Below are 17,059 nucleotides of genomic sequence, written 5' to 3' on the forward strand. Positions count from 1 at the left end.
CATTCACCGCTGCGCTCAACCACCATCGCAACGGACCACCACTCCACCACGACTCCCCCGTCCTCCCCACCCCACCACGCAGGCACCCGTTGACCCCTGTGCCTGGCCCCGCCCCCGTTCCCGGCGATCTGCGAACTCCTGACTGCCACGAGCGCCGCCCCTGCAACGAGCTGTTTCGGCGGGCGGCATGACTCGGAGCGGTCGACCCCGACAGTGCCTGTGCATCCACAACCTTCCCGCGCAGAAGGCGTCTGGCACGGCTCGGGCGAGACCTCTGCGGGAGTGGCGAGGGGGACAGAAGCAGCCGTGCCCCGCTCAGCATTTCAGACCGATGATCCCCCACCCGCGCACTGCGGCTTCGGTGACCACCTCTCCCCACTGAACAACGAGTGCAGCAAACGCCGAGAAGTCATCGTTTGGCCCCGTCGGCGGCTGTGCAGCATGCCGCTCGAATGGTTCGCGCAGAGAGAGCAGGTCCGGCTCGACCTGGGTCCAGAAGCGACGAAGGGTGATCACGTCCTCGGGCAAGAGCCATCGCATGGCCTGGGGGCACCAATGGTTGTCCCGGTCGGTTACGGCCGGGGTGAAGGGAGGTTCCACGAACGCCCAGTTGTACTCGCCCCAGAACAGTGGGGCACTGAACTCGTCAAGCGCCACTCGCAGTTGAGGTGGCGCAGAAGGCCGCATTTCTTCCCACTTTTCACCGCCCCAGAAGTGTGGCTTGTACGAGGTCAGCGTGTTGGGAAACTCATAACGTCCGTACCAGGGACGACTGCTGGCATCGGGCCATGTCCATCCCTCTGCAACATTCCACTCCTCGGGATCGTCAGGCCCGAACGCAGCAGCTGCCACCAGCTCGGCTCGCAACTCGACCGGGACGGCCTCCAGATAGGCGCAGTCGACGATCAGGAGTTCGATGCACAGTCCCATGCGGCGAGCGTAGACCAGCTCGTCCGCAAGCAGCTCCCCCGCCGAGTCCCGCCAGCGGGAGGACGGCCGCCCCATCAAAGTTCGGCAGCCCGAGGCACCGCGCAAGCCCCCAGAAACCCAGGGCTGGTACCGACTACGACTATACGGACGTGGGCTAGCAGAAGGCGCGCACCATACCGGCCGTGACTGCTGGACCATTGAGGACGTTTCCTCTACAGAGGAAACGTCGGAGATCGCCACCCCGTCCCATTGGAGCTGGGGTTCGGCTCCGGCCAGACCTGCAGGCCGATGCTGTGGTGGCCGCCCAGGATGCGTCCCTGGACGTCTGCCGGGAAGACCCCGTACACCGGCGGTTCACCAAGTGAAGCCGGGCCCTACCCGTTGGTGAAGACCTCTTCGTTCGTCTCGACGAGGTGCTCGTCCAGGGGCAGGTCCGGGAAGTATCCAATTCGGCCACTCCCTCGTCAGGAGGTAGAGGCGGAACTGGGTGCCCGGGCCGGGTGGCTCTCCCATTCGGGGCCGCGGCCTTCGTTGATCAGGACAGGCCAGTTCTCGGGCTTCCGGCCGGGGATGGACAGCACAGCAGATAGAGGACTTCACCGCCCTCGTCCTCGGAGGCCCAGGGAATAAGCCGGGCGCCTTCCTAGTCCAGCTCCATCGGACAGGGCTCGCCGCGCTCCCAGAGTTGCTGCAGCGATTCGCGGCACTGTACGTCCATCGAGATGAGGTCGTAGCGCGGGCGCGGGCAGCCGGGTTCCAGCAGCCCCACGCTGTCGTCGAAGAGGCCGCTTCCGTAGGTGTCGACGAGTTCCTTGTAGTCCTGCGGCAGTTCGGCGCCCAACTGCTCCTCCACCGCCGCCCAGCCCCTGGGCGTCGCCTGCGGCGGCGGCAGGAGTCCGGTCAGGCGGGCCAGGGAGGGGTTCATCAGATCAGCCGATGTCCCACGATGCCAGGCTCGTATCGCAGTGCAAGCAGCGGAACAGGTAGGCGGTCGGCTCGCCGGTGCGGTCCAGCCTTCGCAAGAACTCCTCAGTATCCGTCGGCGACCAGCCGTAACGCCGGTGATCTTCACGGAGCATGGCGAGGGCTTCTGGGTGGGCCTCGAGCTCGTGATACCCGGCAGGGCCGAGAAAGGCCGCGCCGTCGCCACAGTGGTACAGCCAGGACTCTTGTTGCCAACCCGCAAAGCCGGGAGTGCGTCGGGTGACTTCTTCGACGACCGACAGAGGCACGTCGTCGGGGACGTCAACAGCATCACTGAACATCGCAGCCATGTCGGAGTCCCCATCGCCTCCGCCTGAGACGCTCAGGGCCTGTGACGCTGCCCCGGACTGAATGCAGTGGAGGCAGAGGGAATCAGGTTGCCGACCGTAGACAGGTCCTAGATAGCGGATCTGTCGATCCATGCCACAGACACTGCAGACATGGTCCGTGCGCAACGCGGACCCGGAGGCCAGCGGATCGGGGTGGTATCGAAAGGTCGGCTCTGCCACGGGACCATCATCCCAACCAGAAGCGGGCACCGCGAAGCTGGGATCCGTTTACCGCAGGCCGCGTTGCAGCACCCGTTCACGCGAAGATCAGAGGTTGAACGGCAAGCTGAGTAGCTCTTTTTGAACCTCGACTGTCAGGCAGCGCAGTTCAGCGAGCGGCAGTTCCGCCGGAACCGTCGAGGGATGCGTCACGGGTGTGGCCCTCGGCGTGCAGCGTGCAAGGCCTCATCCCGGCCGAGTACCGGATCCATCTGCCCACCACCAACCCGAATGAGTCCACGTTCACCACCGCCAAGCTCCGCACCAAGGTCACCCGCGGCGCCGGCTGTCTCGCCGCCGGGCTCGCGACGGTGTTCAAGCTCGAGGACTCCGCCCAGGCCCGCTGGCGGGCGGTCACCGGCGCACATCAACCGGCCCGGGGCCTGTTCACCCAGGTCCACCCGCATCTGGAACGGGTCTTGGGCCCGCGGATGCAGCACCCGCTGTCCTGACCCTGCTGCAACGCTTCGCATCCCCCGCCGAGATCTGTCTGGCCGGACGCCCAGGCCCACCCGCCTGACGAAGCCCAAGGCGCCACGGATGGCGGCCCGTCTGACAGACGGGATCTTCACCGCGCTCGACGAGCGGACCGTCACCGTGCTCGCCGTGCGGGCGCATTCCGCCGAGTTGTGGGACGCGCGGACGCGGGCGCTGGAAAAGCTGCTGGCCGGCGTGGACCACCGGGTGCTGCGACCGGTCGGACTGCAGGCGCAGCTGTTCACGCTCGCGCTGCCCCGCAGCGTGCGGCCCCGGGCGGTGCGCGAGTTCCCCCGGCATCAGGTCGCAGAAGACTGGGCGATGTCGGGTGCGTTCACCCGCAGCGAGGTCGGCGACCCCAACGGCACCTGGCTGGGCACCAATCCGGATCGCGGCACCACCCGCCCCGTCATGGTCCCTGTGGCGGATACGCCCACGCGCAATGCCTCCGCGACGCTCGCCGTCGTCGGTGACCTGGGCGGTGGCAAGAGCGTGCTGCAAAAGACCGTGCAGAGTGCGGTGGTCGACCGGGGTGCGGCGGGCCATCTGTATCGACCGCACCCCGGTGCGCGAGTGGGCCCGCTTCGCCCGCGCGCGGCGCCGGGCCGCTGCCGGGCCATCGAAGCCGCACAGGCGGAGCTAGCGCTCCAGCACGCTCACCCCGACGTGCTCGTGCGTACTCCGCCCCGGACACAGACGCCCACCTCCTGAAACCTCATGCGTCACACGCGTATCGACGTCGGCGTTTTGGCCACCCGCCGAACCGGGCCGAGCCCGCCCTCCCTTCAGCCCGTCCGCTCGAACGCGCGTGACTTCGCGGATTCGCCTCCGTCTCAAACACGCGTGTTCGAAAGAGGCGGCACCGTCGTTGACCCGGACATCGTGATGCCGAACCCCAACGACCGTACGAAGGAGCGCAGTTGACCACGACCGGCACCCCCACCTCGCGCGCACAGACACCCCCGCCGCCGCCCCCGGCAGAGATCCGGTTCAACGGCGAGTACTCGATCAACCCGCTGGGCAACGTCTCGTTCTCGCACCTGTGCGCCCGGCTGCCGTCGGTACTGCGCCGCATCGGCCGGATGGCCTGGCAGCTCGACCGCACGGCCGTGCTCCTCCTCATCACCTGCCAGCTCGTGACCGGCGCCGCCGCTGCCGTGGGCCTGACCGCTACCGCGCGCGCCATGCAGCACATCCTCGGCGCAGGCGCCGTCGACGACCGCCTGCGCCAGGCGCTGCCCGCGCTCCTCGTCGTAGCCGGCACCGCCGGGCTCGGAAGGACCTCCAGCGCGGTCGCCTCGTACGCGGACCGCAGGCTCACCCCGCTGCTGACCACCCACGCCGACAGCGCGCTCGTGGAAGCCGTCTGCCGAGTCGAGGCAGCCGCCTACGCCCAGGACGGCTTCGCCGACCGGCAAGAAGCCGCAGAAATGGGCGTCGTACGTACCCACGTGATGGTGAACGACGCCCAAAGGTTCGTCGCCGCACTCATCAGAATGCTCGCGGCGAGCAGCGTCCTGGCCGTGCTGCACTGGCTCATGCTGCCCCTGCTGCTCCTGGCCGTACTGCCTGCCGGGGCGGGCGCAGTACTCACCGCGCGGGTCGACTACGAGATGCACTACGCGAACGTCTCCGACCGCAACGTGCGGCACATGATGCGCTGGTGGGCCACCACCCCCAAGCACGGCGACGAGGTCCGCGCGAACGGCATGACCGGCTACCTGCTGTTCTGGTACCGGTCCTTGTCCCAGCGGATCGACCGCCGCCTCCTCGCCAGTGCGCCGCGCACCCTGCGCATCGTCCTGCTCTCCGCTGCGACCGGCGGCTTCTTCCTGCTGCTGACCTGGGCAGCCCTGGCCTGGCTCGCCACCACCGGCAGGATCGAACTGGCCGTCGCGGCGACCGCGGTCGTTGCCGTGCAGACCACGCTGGCCGCCCTGTCCCAGGTCGTCCTCAACGGGGCCGCCCTTTTCCATACGAGCCTGTACCTCACCGACATGCAGCACTTCCTCGACGAGGCCGGCGAACGAGCCCCGCAGCGCGGCGAGTTGGCCGCACCCGCCACCGTCGAAGAGATCCGGATCGACAACGCCGTCTACCAGTACCCCGGCAAGACGAAGCCGGCCGTCGACGGTGTTTCCCTGTCCATGCGCCGCGGAGAGATCCTCGCGATCGTGGGCGAGAACGGCAGCGGCAAGTCCACCCTCCTGCGCCTGATTACCGGCATCTACCTCGCCGACAAGGGACGCATCCTGTGGAACGGCTCGGACCTCGCCCACCTCGACCAGAACACAGTCTGGGCCCGCACCGGACTCGTGCCACAACTCTTCGCCCAATGGCCCCTTCGGGTGCGCGAAAACGTGAACCTGGGCCAGCCCCGAACCTACGACGACGCCCAGGTCTGGGAGGCGATCGACGCCGTCGGAATGCGCGAGGCGGTCGATGCACTGCCCGACAGCATCGACACCCTGCTCGCTCGGGAGGTATTCGGCGGCGCTGAACTCTCGGGAGGTCAGTGGCAGCGTCTAGCGTGCTCGCGCGCGATCTACAGGCGCCCCGAACTCCTCATTCTGGATGAACCCACCTCGCAGATGGACGCCCGAGGCGAGCATCAGATCTTCGAGAAGATCAAGAGTGGCGCCTCGGACCGCATCACGATCGTGGTCACGCACCAACTGGAGAACACAAAGATCGCCGACCGCGTCGTCGTGATGGAACACGGCCGCATCATCGAAACCGGCCGGTACGACGACCTAGCCCACTCCGGAGGGCTCTTCTGCGACCTTCTCACCCTGGCGAAAGACCGTTCCCGATAGCCGGCAGGCGCAACGCCCGCAAGTACGGCGCTCTCCCCCGATCCTCGTCCTGGACAAGCCCGCCTCCCCGACAAGTACCCGCGACGGCGGAGCGCATCGGCCAGCAGGACACGCACGACGAACTAGCCCACCACCTAGGCGACTTCGCCTCACGCACCGCCCTGACACACGACCGCTGACCTGCACTTCCCCCCTCCAGCAGAATCGAGACGCACATGACCGACACCAGGCAGACCATCACCGACCTCACCCACCGCCTGGACGCCCACTCCTCGCTCCCGCGCGACACACGCATCCCCTACCAACTCCTCAAAATCCAAGAGGAGGCCGGCGAAGTCGCCAAGGCCGCAATCGGCCTGGCCGGGGAAAACCCAAGGAAGGGGGTCACTCATACTCAACGGGACCTTGAAGCGAAGGTCTGCGACGTCATCGTGACCGCCATGGTCGCCCTGACGCGCCTGTCCCCTGACGCTGAAGCCATCTTTGCCCACCGCACTCAGCACATCACAGACCGCGATCCGGACCCGAACCCCCCAGTGACATCCGCCATGCAACACCCCGAGCCAACAGCCCCCGACACGTCAGCCACAGACAAACACACCTGACCTCCTCACGAAGACGTCCCACGCGCCTACCGGCGTGCGATCCGGACCACCGCGTAGGTGATGCCGAGGATGATGTCGACCACAGCCCACAGGAGGATGACAAGGCCGACGCCGATCGCGGTTCCTGCGTCGGAGGCATCGTTGCAGGTTTCCGCATCCAGAGATCCACAGTCGCCAGGCGAGCCCGAGGCCGCACTGGCGCCCGTGATGACCCAGACCAGAAAGAGCACCTGGATCGCGAGAAATATCCACATGAAAACACGTCGTCGCTTCTTCGGCGGAGGATGACCCCAGGGGCCGGCAGGCTGCGTGCCGACCATCGGCTGGTGCGGAGGAGTGCTCGGTGCGTTTCGAGGAAGGCGGGGCGACCACTGTGCGCCCGTCTCCTGCTCATGCTGGTTCATGATCCTGAACCTTTGGGGCGACGTGTGCGAAGACCGGGCCCCGACGCTTCGGGGCGTCCCCAGTGATGAAGGCGAACAATGCATTGGAGCATTCACCTAAACCAACTGTAGTCCGTTCTGACCCGGCCGCTTCTGCAGTTCCTCTTGCAAACGTTGAATGGGCACGATCTGACGGCTGCGCCACGCACATCGTTCGCGGCGAGTGTGGCCGTAGCCTGATGTTGCTGGCATCGGGCTGCTCTCCGCCCGAGCTTGCGCTGGTTGCGATCGGCAAGGCGCGGCCGGTGATGTGCGGGCGTTGCTGCACCCTTGCTCGGACAGCGATGGCATCCGGATCTCGCCCAGGCGACAGCCAGCGGCGAGGCAAGGGGGCCGCAGCACAATGTGCTGAGCCAGTTCGCCCTTGGTGGCGAACTCGCGCTCGTCGGGGACCCTTGCTGTGCCGCAGCGTTCCCGGCCCTCCGTCCGTGACTTTGGGAGTTAGAGCTCGCGGTCGACAGAGCCCAACCACGGGCTGAGGCGTAGGCAGCGAAGACGCCGATCTGGGCGAGGCTGATAACTCGGATGTCTGCACTGCCACACCGCACCCAGAACACTTCTTAAGTCTTCATGATTCTGGTGTGCAGCAGCAGCATCGCGGCGTTCCCCGCCCCCGATCCGAGGTGGTGCCGACAAGCGCGGAGCACGGGTCGGGCCGGCGGACGGCGCTGATTCCCCGGAGCCCATGGCGTCTCGCGTCAGGGACACTGACTGAGCGCGTGGCTCGGCTCGGATCGTGGACGGGGAATCCGCTGATGTTGGTCCGGGGTGACATCGTTCCTGCATGACATATGCAGCTGATGGCGGCGCGGAGGGAAGCGTCGAACACGCGGTCATCGCACGGTACAAACTGACGGGCGACGGGTTCGGCGAACCGGGCGATCGGGCGGCTGTCCGCGCGGCCCAAAACCTATTGGCCGAGGCGATCGAACGAGTCGATGTCGGTGAGTTCGACGGGAACGAGTTCGGAGACGGCGAGGCGGCACTCTTCGCCTACGGCCCTGATGCCGACGCGCTCTTCGCCGTCATGGCACCTGTCCTGCGTGACCTGCCGTTCCGCCCGGCGAATGTGGTCTTGCGCTACGGACCCGCATCGGATCCCTCTGCTTCCGAACGGCGCGTGGAGCTGTAGCGAGAGCCGGCGTCAGGCGGCCAGGGCCGGGCGCTCGGTCCAGACACGGATCGGAGATTCGGGGGCGAAGTTGGACTCCGGCTCTGCATGGCTGTCCCGCCAGCGGGCCAGAACGGATGGTGCGGAGATCACTTACCCGTGCCGGTCACTCGGCCTCGTAGTGGGAGGTCCACGACGGCCAGGACTCTGCATCCAGGAGCGCAGCGTGGACGAGAGCAGCAGGTGGCGGCGTACACCTCGAAGTGCCCAGGCAGGTACGCGCGAACAGCTCATCGCGTCGCACGCTGGGCCAGGCCCGCCGTCCTACCGCTTCGGCGGCACGGCCCGCGCGGGAAGGTCGAATACGCGGGCGAGGGCGGCTGTGACGGGAGCGCAGTGGCCAGGCAGGTACCTGGAGGCCCAGTCGGTTGCCAGCGCGAGGAAGTCGGCCAGGTCGCGCTCGGCACCGGCGACCAGGTTACGGAGGTCGGTGATGGGCAGCTCGACCACCGGACTGTCGCTCTGGTCGGCGTTGACGGTGAGCCGGACGGCGTCGCCGAAGCGCTCCGCAACCGGTGACAAGGGGTCGTGGCCGAATCCGAGCAGACTGCCTCCGTCAACGAAATGGTGCCAGGCGCGCCAGTCTTCCAGTCCATCGCAGCAGCCAGGCAGGAAGGTGACGCCTGTGGAGGTGTCGGTGACCCGCAGGCCGCCGGCTGCGAAGAGTTTGTCGAAGGTCAGCAGTCCGTGAAGGAACGAGTCAAGTGCGTCGGCCGGACGAGGCGGGCGGTCGCCGTTGGGGACGACGTCATTGCAGCTGGCGATGCGCATCACCGCCGTCCCGACCTCAGCGGGTGAGAGCTCGCCGCTGAGTGGCAGGAAGCCGAACGCCTTGACCTCTGCGACCGGCCAGAGGTCGAAGCCGTCAGGTCTGTATATCTCCGGGACAGGCTGCATCACGATCACCCGGCGAAGTCTTCCTCATCCCCGGCCAGTATCGCCTTTCGATTGCACCGAGCACCCTCATCTCGACTCACGAAGCTGAGCACCTTGGTTGTACCGCCCTGAGCAGAAAGGGGTACTCGGATATGCGTCGATAGCATCATGGACATGTCCGAGGTGTGGATCAGCTTCAATGCGTGCGATCGGCGTAGGTACTGGTGGCGGAACGTTATTGGGACGTTGGTCCTCGTGGGAGTGGTGGCGGCGATGGCCTTGACCACGCATGAGCCGGGCACATGGTGGTGGGTCGGCGGCCTGGGGGCCTTCGTTGTGGGAATGTTCGTCAGTACGGTCAACTTGATCTATGGCAGGTCCTTGCTGACCGAGCGGGGGCTGGAGTTCCGAACGTTCGTCAGCAGACGAGCCATCCCCTGGAGCGAGGTCGCCGCCATCGAGACGCGGCAGCGCGTGAGCCGGAGCGGGATCTGGAGCGACCTTCGGGTCGTCAGGGTCCGTGGGCGTTCGCTCGGGATGCCAGGGACGGTCACCAACCGGATGACGGATATCGAGCTTGACCAGAAGCAGACAACCATTCGGGAGTACTGGTTCCGCGCGATCAGCCGCTGACGGGGCTCCTGCCGCGAGAGGTTCGGCCGTGGCGAGGAAGGCGCCAGTCCCGCCGAAGGGCTGTTCGTACCGAAAGGCACTGCACGGTCCGCCCAGTACACGCCCGGCGGGCCCTTCAGATTAGGACATCAGGCGCCCTTGACGGACCTCGCCGACTCTCGTCATGGCCAAGCGAGCCGTCCTGGAAACCCACCGACCGCCGCACCTACATGCGACACCGAAAGTCGGTTCTGGCACGGATCTTGGGGAGTGGTCGCGGAGGGTGACGGTGTCGTTCGATTGAGGGCGAGGGTCCGGGGCCCGTCAGCGTTCTCGCATTCTGGTCCACCACCAACCGAACACCGCCAGCTCAATATTGTTGGGGTCGGGCAGGGTGCAGCGCTCGAATTCCTCATCGATGCATGCGATCAGTCGGCCCAAGTCCCTTTGCGCTCCGGGAGGAAGGCGCCGCATCGCCCACTCGAGGTCATCACGGGCATCTCCCACCCCGGGCGATTCGAACTCGGAGGCGTCCAGGTAGCGTCCCGGCTGGTTAAAACCTCGCTCGAAACACGAGAGCGCGTTGGCGACCGCGTTGGGCCACATCTCCTGATCTTCAACCCGGCGGATCGCTGCACGAGTCCGCGCGGAGATACCGCGGACTCTCAGGACCGAACATTGCCGTCGTGGCCGCCACCGCTCTGCGCGGACGGCCTTGGGACGCCTACGCGGCATCGCCCTTTCGAATCAACATGAGGCCATCCTGGCACGGCTGGGCGGCTGCTCGCGCAGTGTTATTGGAGCAGGATCATCTTGCGGAGGAGTTCAAATCCGGCTCGGCCGTAGAGCTGACGCTTGATCTTCTTGATGCGGTTGATCGCTCCCTCGATGCTGCCGGAGCTCCAGTCGAGAGTGAGGCCGGCGGTCACGGCGTCGAGGTCTCGGCGCAGGTGGAGTGCGAAGCCGATGAGGCCGGGCAGCTGGCTGGCATCGACGGCGTCGATCCAGGTGGGGAGTGTGGAGCCGAGGCGGCTGGTGAGCATCTCGCCGAAGTCGCGGACGTGTCCGGCTGCTGCGTCCAGTTCGGGACAGCGGGTCAGGAGGTCCTTGAGGCCGGCGCGGTCTTCCTCGGTCAGGGCGGTGGGATGGCGGGTGATCCAGCCGGTCACCTGACGCACCGTCGGAGGTCGGGGCGGCGTGCCGACGGGAGTCCCGCGGAGGGTGGCGATGTGGGCACGGACCATCTGGTAGGTGACGGGCGCGTTGTCGGCGACGAGTTCGCTATGGAGCTGGGTAACGCTGGTGCACCCTGCGGCGAAGCGTCGCTCCAGGTAAGGCTTGTATGGGTCCAGTCTGCTGGGGCGGGGCCGGTTTTCGCGGATGGTGTCCTGCCAGTTCGCGGCGTTCGCGTATCTGAGCACGGCGTTGAGGCCGCCCCAGCCCAGGTGCCGTGAAATCGCCCGGCGTGAGTGACCTTGAGCAAGAAGCTCGTGGACCAGGCCATGTGCTGCCTTCTTCCGCTCGGCCCGCCGGCCGACGGGCACCGAGTCGTCCTGCGGCAGACCGGAAGCCAGCCGGGTAGCCTCCGGCAGGGTGCCACTGGGCGAAGGTTTGCTCAGGCAGTCGCGTTGAGCGGCGACGCAGGTCTCTACGGCGCGACCGAGGCCCTGCCACAGATGGAACCGGTCAGCGACCTGCAGAGCATCAGGGGCACCGCGGCGGGCACCCTCGGCATAAGCGCCTGCCCGGTCCCGGCAGATGGTCTCCACGCCGGGGTGACGAACAAGCCACGCCGCCAGCGGTCCTGCTTCACGCGTCGGGAGCACATCGACCCGCGATGGTCTTCGACGCTGGTCAAGACCGTGGAGTACGTCTGGCCGCGACGGATCGCGAAGTCGTCCACGCCCAACACACGCGGCGTGCTGAACGCAGGATCGGGCAATGCCATGACCCTGCGCAACAAGGTCATCCGGCCAGCTCCGAAGCCCAGCTGGGTTGCCAGCCGAGCGCCGGCCCGCCCGGCTAGCGCGAGCCCCACCCGTTCCAGGGCACGGTTGAGCCGCGTGGTGAACCGTGCGTGCGGGGCAGCCAGCCGCGAGAAGGGCTCGGCGAACGTCCGTCGCGGGCAGTCCGCCGCTCCGCAGATGAAGCGCCGGACTGTCAGCCGGATCACGAAGCCCTGCTCAGCGAGTGGAAGGTCCCTCAGCCTGCGCGGGTATCGGTCGTGGACCCGCCCCGAGAACCGGCCACAGTCCGGACACGCAGCCCCGGCCGCGCGGCCTATCGCCACCACCTCGACCGTGCCGAACGCGGCCGTAACCGCCTCGACATCCACATCGTCCATTCCCTCGAACACCAGTGAGCCCCAGAACGGTGCATCGGTCTGCATGACCAGCACCATCACCGTCCCCAACCGACCGCAGCAGCGATCGGCAGACACCTGAGGGAGCGTCAATTCTGTCCATGGGACGACAAGGCGTACGCCGTCTCACACGAACCCGTTTCCTCGCAATCGAACGTCGAGGTAACGCTCCGCGACGACTCCCCAAGATCTGTGCCAGAACCCAAAAGTCACTGACATTGATCATGTACAACACGCCGCAACGACCACCACTGCTCTGGCGCGACGTGTACGTCTCCTGGGACCACGACATGTACACCGTCGAGGAGCCGGACAGCTCCGAGTACAGCGAGGCTTACAACGCTGCCGAGTTGAGCGCGATCCTCGACGAGTACGCCGACGACTACGAGTACGCGCCTGAAGGGCCCGACAGCCACAGGTGGCCGAACCCGGAAGAGTTGATTCCCTACGGCGCCCAGGAGTGCGCCAAGCGGTTCGGGCATCTCGACGACGACGCGCTGCTGTGGCTCGCTGCCGCCCGCGTCACGCTCGCGGTGTGGCGCAACACACCCATCGAGAACTGGCATGCCGGGAAGAGTCCGCTCCACGACGGCACAATGATGCGGATCAACACGGCAACCACCCGACTCGTGCGCTCGCTGCTGTCGTTCGACCATGTCGACTGGATCGGTCTCGGTCTCACGATCATCAACCCGTCCCGGGTTCTACCGACCGGGCAGTCTGTTCTCGAGCTCGGGCTGGCCTGCCACAATCCTTTCGACCCGGCGCACGAGGCTGATCCGCGCGAAGAACTCGCGGAGATGGCACAGGACGCGATCGCTTGGGGGCGGGCGTACTGCCTTCGCGAGAAGACATTCGGCCTGCGAACCCTGATCGAATTCTTCTGCGCGTCCGACAACGGCTGGTTCGGAACACCGAGTTGGGGGCGCATCGTCGATCGGTTCACCACGGCTGTCGACGACCGGGAGAATGCGCACTGGCACGTGCACCGAGACAAGCCTTGGTTCGACGAGTGGTTCACCAACCGCCCGGTCGACATCGCCGACACCACGGAACTTCGTCGGCTGCTCCGTGCCGGGCCCGACCTGCTGTCGGAGGAGGCCGCCGAATGGTGCGTGGATGGTGGCATCGGCTACGTCTGCCGGGACGACCACGCGAACGGGTGCCTGCAGTGCGGCATCCCGCTGGCAACGGAGTCCCCCAACGAGTGACCGTGGGCACCAACGTAGAAAAGCAGCAACCCACTGACCGCGCTCTCTCTTGCCTACTGCGACCTGCGAATCTCAGCATGGTGTCGGATCCGCCTTCCATCCAACACCGACCGTGAGGCTCTGGCCCACTTCTTGTGGGAGATCGCGGACTGTGGCAACTCCACCGCTGGGTTCGCAATAGGTCTCACGGGACTGAGCTTCCGTGGGATTGGGTGGGCTGCGGCTTCTCTGGGCGGTAGGTTGAGGCGATAATGAACCTGCAGGTTCGTCACGAGTCCGGGACTGTGGTGGCGAGGTCTGAGCATGGTGTCGCCCGGGGCAAGTCGCTCGCACAGGTCGAGCGGTCGCGGTTGACCGCGTACAAGGACCAAGACGTCTACACGGAGCAGGGCAGCGGAAACGACTGGCAACGGTGGTACGAGGTGTACAAAAACGGCCACTGGCACCTGCAGCACAAGGCAACCGGCCAGTGCCTACAGGCCGCCGACCGTGGTCTGGGCATCGTCATCCGGTACTGCGACTGGTTTGCGCAGAACCAGATGTGGGACTGAACACCGTCAGCAACCTGCCGTGGGCGCACATGTGTTCCCGGTCAGGCGACACCCGCCACCAGCCCCACGGCCAGCAGCATCCGCGCCACCCGATCCCGCTCGAACCCGAGGTAGGCGCTCCTACGCTCCTACGGGAGGCCGAGTCCCGAACGCGCGGATCTCCGCTGACCGGGAGCACCGCGGATGCACGGACGCGGCGGAGTGCAAGTGCATCCGCGGCGCTCCCCCGGCCTACCGGTCCAGGTGAAGGACCACCGCCGCTGTGCCAAGCGCCGGTACCTCGACCGTGACGGAGCCGTCCGTCTCCGGAGCGATGTCGCGCGGGTCGTGGCCAAGGTAGGTGGTGCGCATCGCGCCCGTGACCGCGAACGGGGTGCTCAGGCGGCATCTGACCGCAGTGTCCGCCAGGGACTGGAGACGGACCATCAGCCTGCGCTCGGCCGGGACGGTCAGGCCCACCAGACGGATCCGCGGGTCGTGGACCGTCAGGAACTGTGTCTGCGCCGGCGGTTCGCTCCGGTTCTCGGCGCGGGCGCGCACCGGCACCAGCGGGTGGCTGGTGACCGCCGCGGTGCGTGCCGCCAGTCTGTCGGCGGCCTCGGGAGCGCTGTCCGTGGAGAAGGCGACGGTGTAGCGGAAGACGTGGTCGAAGGCCTGCCGCGAGGGGAAGTTGGTGTCCCAGATGTTGTTGTGCACCCAGGAGAAGACCGTGGCCGGCTCCTCCTGCGGCAGGGACTGCGGGTAGGGGACGTAGGGGACGGCGATCCCGCCGAGCTGGACGAGCGGGGCATCGGCCGTGGCGAGTGCGGCGTGACGGGTGCCGTCGCTCAGGCTGATCCAGCGCCGGACGGCGCGCATGTGCGGCGCCGAACCCGGCACGGTCTCCCGGTCGGTGCCGAGGACGCCGCCCGTCGCCTCGGTGCGCACGGTGGGGTCGTCCAGGGCGAAGGGGAAGGCGAAGTAGGCGCTCTCCTTGGTCAGCGTCGCCGTCTTGTCGAGGCGGTTCTCGATGTCGATGCGGGCCGCGCCGTGCGGCAGCCGCACCGTCACGCGCAGCCGCCGGGCGCCCGCCGGGGCGCATTCGTAGACCAGGCTCTGGCCGGTGGCGTCATTGGTGCGCTCGACGAGGGCCGCGGGCGGAGCGGTGGTGCGGGAGGCGAGGAGATGCATCGAGTCGTCGGCCACCGTCTTGCTGGACTGGTGGTTGAACCCGCCGGCCGTGGCGTATTCGTCGTAGACATAGCCGTTGAAGCCGATGACGGCGTCCTGGCGCACCATCTCGCGACCGGTGTGCCGGTCGACGACGGAAGCGATGCAGGCCTCGCGCAGGTCGACCGTGACACGCAGGTGCTCGTTCTCCAGGATGTTCAGGAGCGTCGCGGCGGCCGGGTCGGGCGTGGCGGCGGAGGTGTCCGTGGTCGGGTCGCCCTGCGCAACGGGGTGTGTCACGGCGGTGATGTCGAGGCGCACCGCGCCGCAGGCCGGGACATCCGCGACGGGCACGTGCAGGAACCGGCCGGCTGCGCGGTGGCGTTCGTTGCTCTGCGCCTCCTCCGAGAAGGGCAGGCGCTCGCCGGTGCGCGCGTCGACGACATGGACCGCGTCGCTCAGCGCGACGGTGCTCTCGGGCAGGAACAGCCGTGCGGTCTCGCTGCGCGGCCAACTGCAGGTGTTCACGGCATAGAAGGAGGCTGCCGCGTCCTCGGCCGGGGTGAAGGCTTCGCCGAGCAGCGCGGAGGCGGCGTCCAGGAGGGTCTCGGCGTCGTCGTGGGCGCGCATCGCCTGGGAGTACTTCCAGTGCCACTGCTTCTCGCCGGATCCGTGACCGTGGTCGCCGTGCGTCCAGGGGTCGCCGGCGCCCCAGGTGTGTTCGTTGAACAGTGACGCGGACCGGTAGACGGCCGGTGCGCCCGCGGTGATCGTGGTGGTGCCCGGTGCGCCCATCAGCTGCGCGTACCCGGCGACGGTCTGCGCCTCGGCGAGTGCGGCCTGGCCCCGGCGGGTGGCGGCCAGCGGGACGGCGCCGGCGCCGACACCGTCGACCCACCAGTCCGTCCAGTCGCCCCGGTAGGTCTCCAGGCGGTCCCCGACGCGCTTCTCGGCGTCCTCGAAGAAGTCCTGGTTGCGGGAGGCACGCAGCTGCGGGTAGGCCCACTGCTCGTTCCAGCGGCGGACCGTGTCCGAGATGACGCGGCGCGGCGGGCCGTTGTCCGCGAACTTGCCGAGCACGCGCAGATGCAGAACGTCCCACGGGTACGGCTCGGCGGTGTCGGGCAGGTCGAGGGCGGAGAAGCCGGGGATCCCGCGCCCCTCGTGGGGATAGGGGAAGCGGGCCAGCGCGCCGAGGTAGGCGGGCAGCAGGTCGTCGACGCGGTCGTAGGACTCGTCGAACCCGAGGATCGAGCCCTCCATATAGGCGAGGCCGTGCGGTGTGTCCGTGCGCCAGACCAGGACGCTGTTGCCGCTCGGCGTCTCCCACCGGAACAGCCGGGGCAGGTGTTCCCCGCCGGCGAGGTGGGGCACCGCCCGGCCGGCCCAGTTGTGGGCGACGGACAGATAGCGGATGCCGTTGTCCGCCAGGACGTCGGGCAGGCCGACCACCTGGCCGGGTACGTCGGTCTGCATCGCCGTGGTGATGTCGATGCCGTGCCGGTCGCGCAACTCGGTGACGGGGCGTAGCAGTTCGTGCAGTTCGTCGGTGGAGCAGGTCTCGGTGTGCAGGTTGAAGGGCATCGCGGTGAGTTCGACGCGCCCCTGCCGCACCCGGTCGAGGAAGTTCTCGACCTGGCGCCGGGGCCGGTTGGCCTGCCAGTCCTGGAAGGAGTGGAAGCCTTCGACAGCCCAGCGGAACCGCGCCGGCTCCGGCCAGTCGTCGGTGTCCCGGCACAGTTCCAGCAGCGAGTCGAGGTAGGAGCGGCTCTCGGCCATGACCCGGCCCTGCGGGTCGGTGTAGCCGATGTCGAGGTGGGAGTGCTGGACCAGGTGCAGCGTCCAGTGCCGCTGGGGCCGGGCCTCGAAGGGGATCCGGGTCCCCTCCTCCAGGTCGGGCAGTTCGATCAACAGGGGGGTGACGGCGTCCACTTCGGGGATCAGCAGGCGGATGTCGTCCTCGGGCCCGTCCAGGATCTCGCAGTGGACGGCGGTGCCGCCCTCCGTGGTGACGTGCACCCTGGTGACGCGCGGACGTGCCGCGCCGGGGCGGCTCACCCGCAGGCGGACGGATTGGAGGAGCCCGCCGTTGCCGTCGTGGCGCAGCAGGGGCTCACCGGACAGTTCCACCTGAAAATCGCCGAGGCCGGTCGTGGTGGCCACACGCTTCTTCAGGAGGTCGCGCGCGATGTCGGAGTCCCACCAGGAAGGCCGGGTCAGCGGTGGCTTGGGCATGGTGCGGGAGGTCCTTTGCGATCGGGGTACGGGCGGGCGAGGCACCGCGCTGCGCCGCACCGGGCCGGAGAGGCCGGTGGCCTCGCCGG

Annotated in this window: 15 protein-coding genes and 4 pseudogenes; 8 read left to right on the top strand and 11 right to left on the bottom strand. The window is 67.6% G+C overall.

The genetic code is table 11. From position 1 onward, the window contains the following. Window positions 1-315: 315 nt before the first annotated feature. The 3 genes from AB0L37_RS03080 to AB0L37_RS03090 form a co-directional block, all read right to left on the bottom strand. Window positions 316-930: a hypothetical protein gene (locus AB0L37_RS03080; RefSeq protein ID WP_365499219.1), complete on the bottom strand. Its 615-nt coding sequence runs from the start codon at window positions 928-930 to the stop codon at window positions 316-318. Window positions 931-1,573: 643 nt separating this feature from the next. Continuing rightward, the gene (locus AB0L37_RS03085; RefSeq protein ID WP_365499222.1) at window positions 1,574-1,855 is read right to left on the bottom strand and encodes a hypothetical protein; all 282 of its coding nucleotides are present in this window, start codon (window positions 1,853-1,855) and stop codon (window positions 1,574-1,576) included. Between the two features lie 4 nt (window positions 1,856-1,859). Further along, complete coding sequence (locus tag AB0L37_RS03090) at window positions 1,860-2,453, bottom strand: CbrC family protein (RefSeq protein ID WP_365499225.1); 594 nt, start codon at window positions 2,451-2,453, stop codon at window positions 1,860-1,862. Between the two features lie 200 nt (window positions 2,454-2,653). On the opposite strand from AB0L37_RS03090, the pseudogene AB0L37_RS03095 reads away from it, so the two are divergent. The 4 genes and pseudogenes from AB0L37_RS03095 to AB0L37_RS03110 form a co-directional block, all read left to right on the top strand. Then, a pseudogene (locus AB0L37_RS03095) lies at window positions 2,654-2,818 on the top strand (IS256 family transposase); the annotation flags it as partial. Between the two features lie 184 nt (window positions 2,819-3,002). Continuing rightward, a complete protein-coding gene (locus tag AB0L37_RS03100) occupies window positions 3,003-3,650 on the top strand; it encodes a hypothetical protein (RefSeq protein ID WP_365499227.1) in 648 nt (215 codons plus the stop codon). 209 nt (window positions 3,651-3,859) lie between these two features. After that, window positions 3,860-5,755, top strand: a complete 1,896-nt coding sequence (locus AB0L37_RS03105) for an ABC transporter ATP-binding protein (RefSeq protein ID WP_365499230.1) — start codon at window positions 3,860-3,862, stop codon at window positions 5,753-5,755. A 215-nt stretch (window positions 5,756-5,970) separates the two neighbouring features. Next, window positions 5,971-6,360 (top strand): MazG-like family protein, encoded by a 390-nt coding sequence (locus AB0L37_RS03110; RefSeq protein WP_365499233.1) that lies wholly within the window; start codon window positions 5,971-5,973, stop codon window positions 6,358-6,360. A gap of 26 nt (window positions 6,361-6,386) precedes the next feature. On the opposite strand, the gene AB0L37_RS03115 is transcribed toward AB0L37_RS03110, so the two are convergent. Further along, the gene (locus AB0L37_RS03115) at window positions 6,387-6,764 is read right to left on the bottom strand and encodes a hypothetical protein (protein ID WP_365499236.1); all 378 of its coding nucleotides are present in this window, start codon (window positions 6,762-6,764) and stop codon (window positions 6,387-6,389) included. A 372-nt stretch (window positions 6,765-7,136) separates the two neighbouring features. Continuing rightward, window positions 7,137-7,309, bottom strand: a pseudogene (locus AB0L37_RS03120) (IS701 family transposase); the annotation flags it as partial. Between the two features lie 278 nt (window positions 7,310-7,587). On the opposite strand from AB0L37_RS03120, the gene AB0L37_RS03125 reads away from it, so the two are divergent. Next, on the top strand, window positions 7,588-7,935 hold the full coding sequence (locus AB0L37_RS03125; protein ID WP_365499239.1) for a hypothetical protein: 348 nt from the start codon (window positions 7,588-7,590) through the stop codon (window positions 7,933-7,935). A gap of 303 nt (window positions 7,936-8,238) precedes the next feature. On the opposite strand, the gene AB0L37_RS03130 is transcribed toward AB0L37_RS03125, so the two are convergent. Next, the gene (locus AB0L37_RS03130; protein ID WP_365500521.1) at window positions 8,239-8,871 is read right to left on the bottom strand and encodes a hypothetical protein; all 633 of its coding nucleotides are present in this window, start codon (window positions 8,869-8,871) and stop codon (window positions 8,239-8,241) included. A gap of 153 nt (window positions 8,872-9,024) precedes the next feature. On the opposite strand from AB0L37_RS03130, the gene AB0L37_RS03135 reads away from it, so the two are divergent. Beyond that, a complete protein-coding gene (locus AB0L37_RS03135) occupies window positions 9,025-9,483 on the top strand; it encodes a hypothetical protein (RefSeq protein WP_365499242.1) in 459 nt (152 codons plus the stop codon). A 303-nt stretch (window positions 9,484-9,786) separates the two neighbouring features. Here the strand turns inward: AB0L37_RS03135 and AB0L37_RS03140 are convergent, their stop codons facing one another. The 4 genes and pseudogenes from AB0L37_RS03140 to AB0L37_RS03155 form a co-directional block, all read right to left on the bottom strand. Beyond that, a complete protein-coding gene (locus tag AB0L37_RS03140) occupies window positions 9,787-10,068 on the bottom strand; it encodes a hypothetical protein (RefSeq protein WP_365499245.1) in 282 nt (93 codons plus the stop codon). Window positions 10,069-10,256: 188 nt separating this feature from the next. Next, the gene (locus tag AB0L37_RS03145) at window positions 10,257-11,006 is read right to left on the bottom strand and encodes a transposase (RefSeq protein ID WP_365500524.1); all 750 of its coding nucleotides are present in this window, start codon (window positions 11,004-11,006) and stop codon (window positions 10,257-10,259) included. Between the two features lie 150 nt (window positions 11,007-11,156). Next, window positions 11,157-11,288, bottom strand: a pseudogene (locus tag AB0L37_RS03150) (hypothetical protein); the annotation flags it as partial. A 374-nt stretch (window positions 11,289-11,662) separates the two neighbouring features. Next, window positions 11,663-11,863: pseudogene (locus tag AB0L37_RS03155) on the bottom strand (ISL3 family transposase); the annotation flags it as partial. 185 nt (window positions 11,864-12,048) lie between these two features. Here AB0L37_RS03155 and AB0L37_RS03160 point away from each other — a divergent pair. Next, a complete protein-coding gene (locus tag AB0L37_RS03160) occupies window positions 12,049-13,035 on the top strand; it encodes a hypothetical protein (protein WP_365499248.1) in 987 nt (328 codons plus the stop codon). A gap of 251 nt (window positions 13,036-13,286) precedes the next feature. Next, the gene (locus AB0L37_RS03165) at window positions 13,287-13,586 is read left to right on the top strand and encodes a hypothetical protein (RefSeq protein ID WP_365499251.1); all 300 of its coding nucleotides are present in this window, start codon (window positions 13,287-13,289) and stop codon (window positions 13,584-13,586) included. Window positions 13,587-13,817: 231 nt separating this feature from the next. Here the strand turns inward: AB0L37_RS03165 and AB0L37_RS03170 are convergent, their stop codons facing one another. Then, window positions 13,818-16,970 (bottom strand): glycoside hydrolase family 38 C-terminal domain-containing protein, encoded by a 3,153-nt coding sequence (locus AB0L37_RS03170; protein ID WP_365499254.1) that lies wholly within the window; start codon window positions 16,968-16,970, stop codon window positions 13,818-13,820. Window positions 16,971-17,059: the final 89 nt, after the last annotated feature.

The sequence above is a fragment of the Streptomyces sp. NPDC052225 genome (assembly GCF_040679615.1).
Classification (GTDB): domain Bacteria; phylum Actinomycetota; class Actinomycetes; order Streptomycetales; family Streptomycetaceae; genus Streptomyces.

Coding starts and splice junctions, on each gene's coding strand:
- AB0L37_RS03125 (WP_365499239.1), top strand. CDS start 7,588: ATGACATATGCAGCTGATGGCGGCGCGGAGGGAAGCGTCGAACACGCG.
- AB0L37_RS03110 (WP_365499233.1), top strand. CDS start 5,971: ATGACCGACACCAGGCAGACCATCACCGACCTCACCCACCGCCTGGAC.
- AB0L37_RS03115 (WP_365499236.1), bottom strand. CDS start 6,764: ATGAACCAGCATGAGCAGGAGACGGGCGCACAGTGGTCGCCCCGCCTT.
- AB0L37_RS03165 (WP_365499251.1), top strand. CDS start 13,287: ATGAACCTGCAGGTTCGTCACGAGTCCGGGACTGTGGTGGCGAGGTCT.
- AB0L37_RS03080 (WP_365499219.1), bottom strand. CDS start 930: ATGGGACTGTGCATCGAACTCCTGATCGTCGACTGCGCCTATCTGGAG.
- AB0L37_RS03160 (WP_365499248.1), top strand. CDS start 12,049: ATGTACAACACGCCGCAACGACCACCACTGCTCTGGCGCGACGTGTAC.
- AB0L37_RS03140 (WP_365499245.1), bottom strand. CDS start 10,068: ATGTGGCCCAACGCGGTCGCCAACGCGCTCTCGTGTTTCGAGCGAGGT.
- AB0L37_RS03100 (WP_365499227.1), top strand. CDS start 3,003: ATGGCGGCCCGTCTGACAGACGGGATCTTCACCGCGCTCGACGAGCGG.
- AB0L37_RS03170 (WP_365499254.1), bottom strand. CDS start 16,970: ATGCCCAAGCCACCGCTGACCCGGCCTTCCTGGTGGGACTCCGACATC.
- AB0L37_RS03135 (WP_365499242.1), top strand. CDS start 9,025: ATGTCCGAGGTGTGGATCAGCTTCAATGCGTGCGATCGGCGTAGGTAC.
- AB0L37_RS03130 (WP_365500521.1), bottom strand. CDS start 8,871: ATGCAGCCTGTCCCGGAGATATACAGACCTGACGGCTTCGACCTCTGG.
- AB0L37_RS03085 (WP_365499222.1), bottom strand. CDS start 1,855: ATGAACCCCTCCCTGGCCCGCCTGACCGGACTCCTGCCGCCGCCGCAG.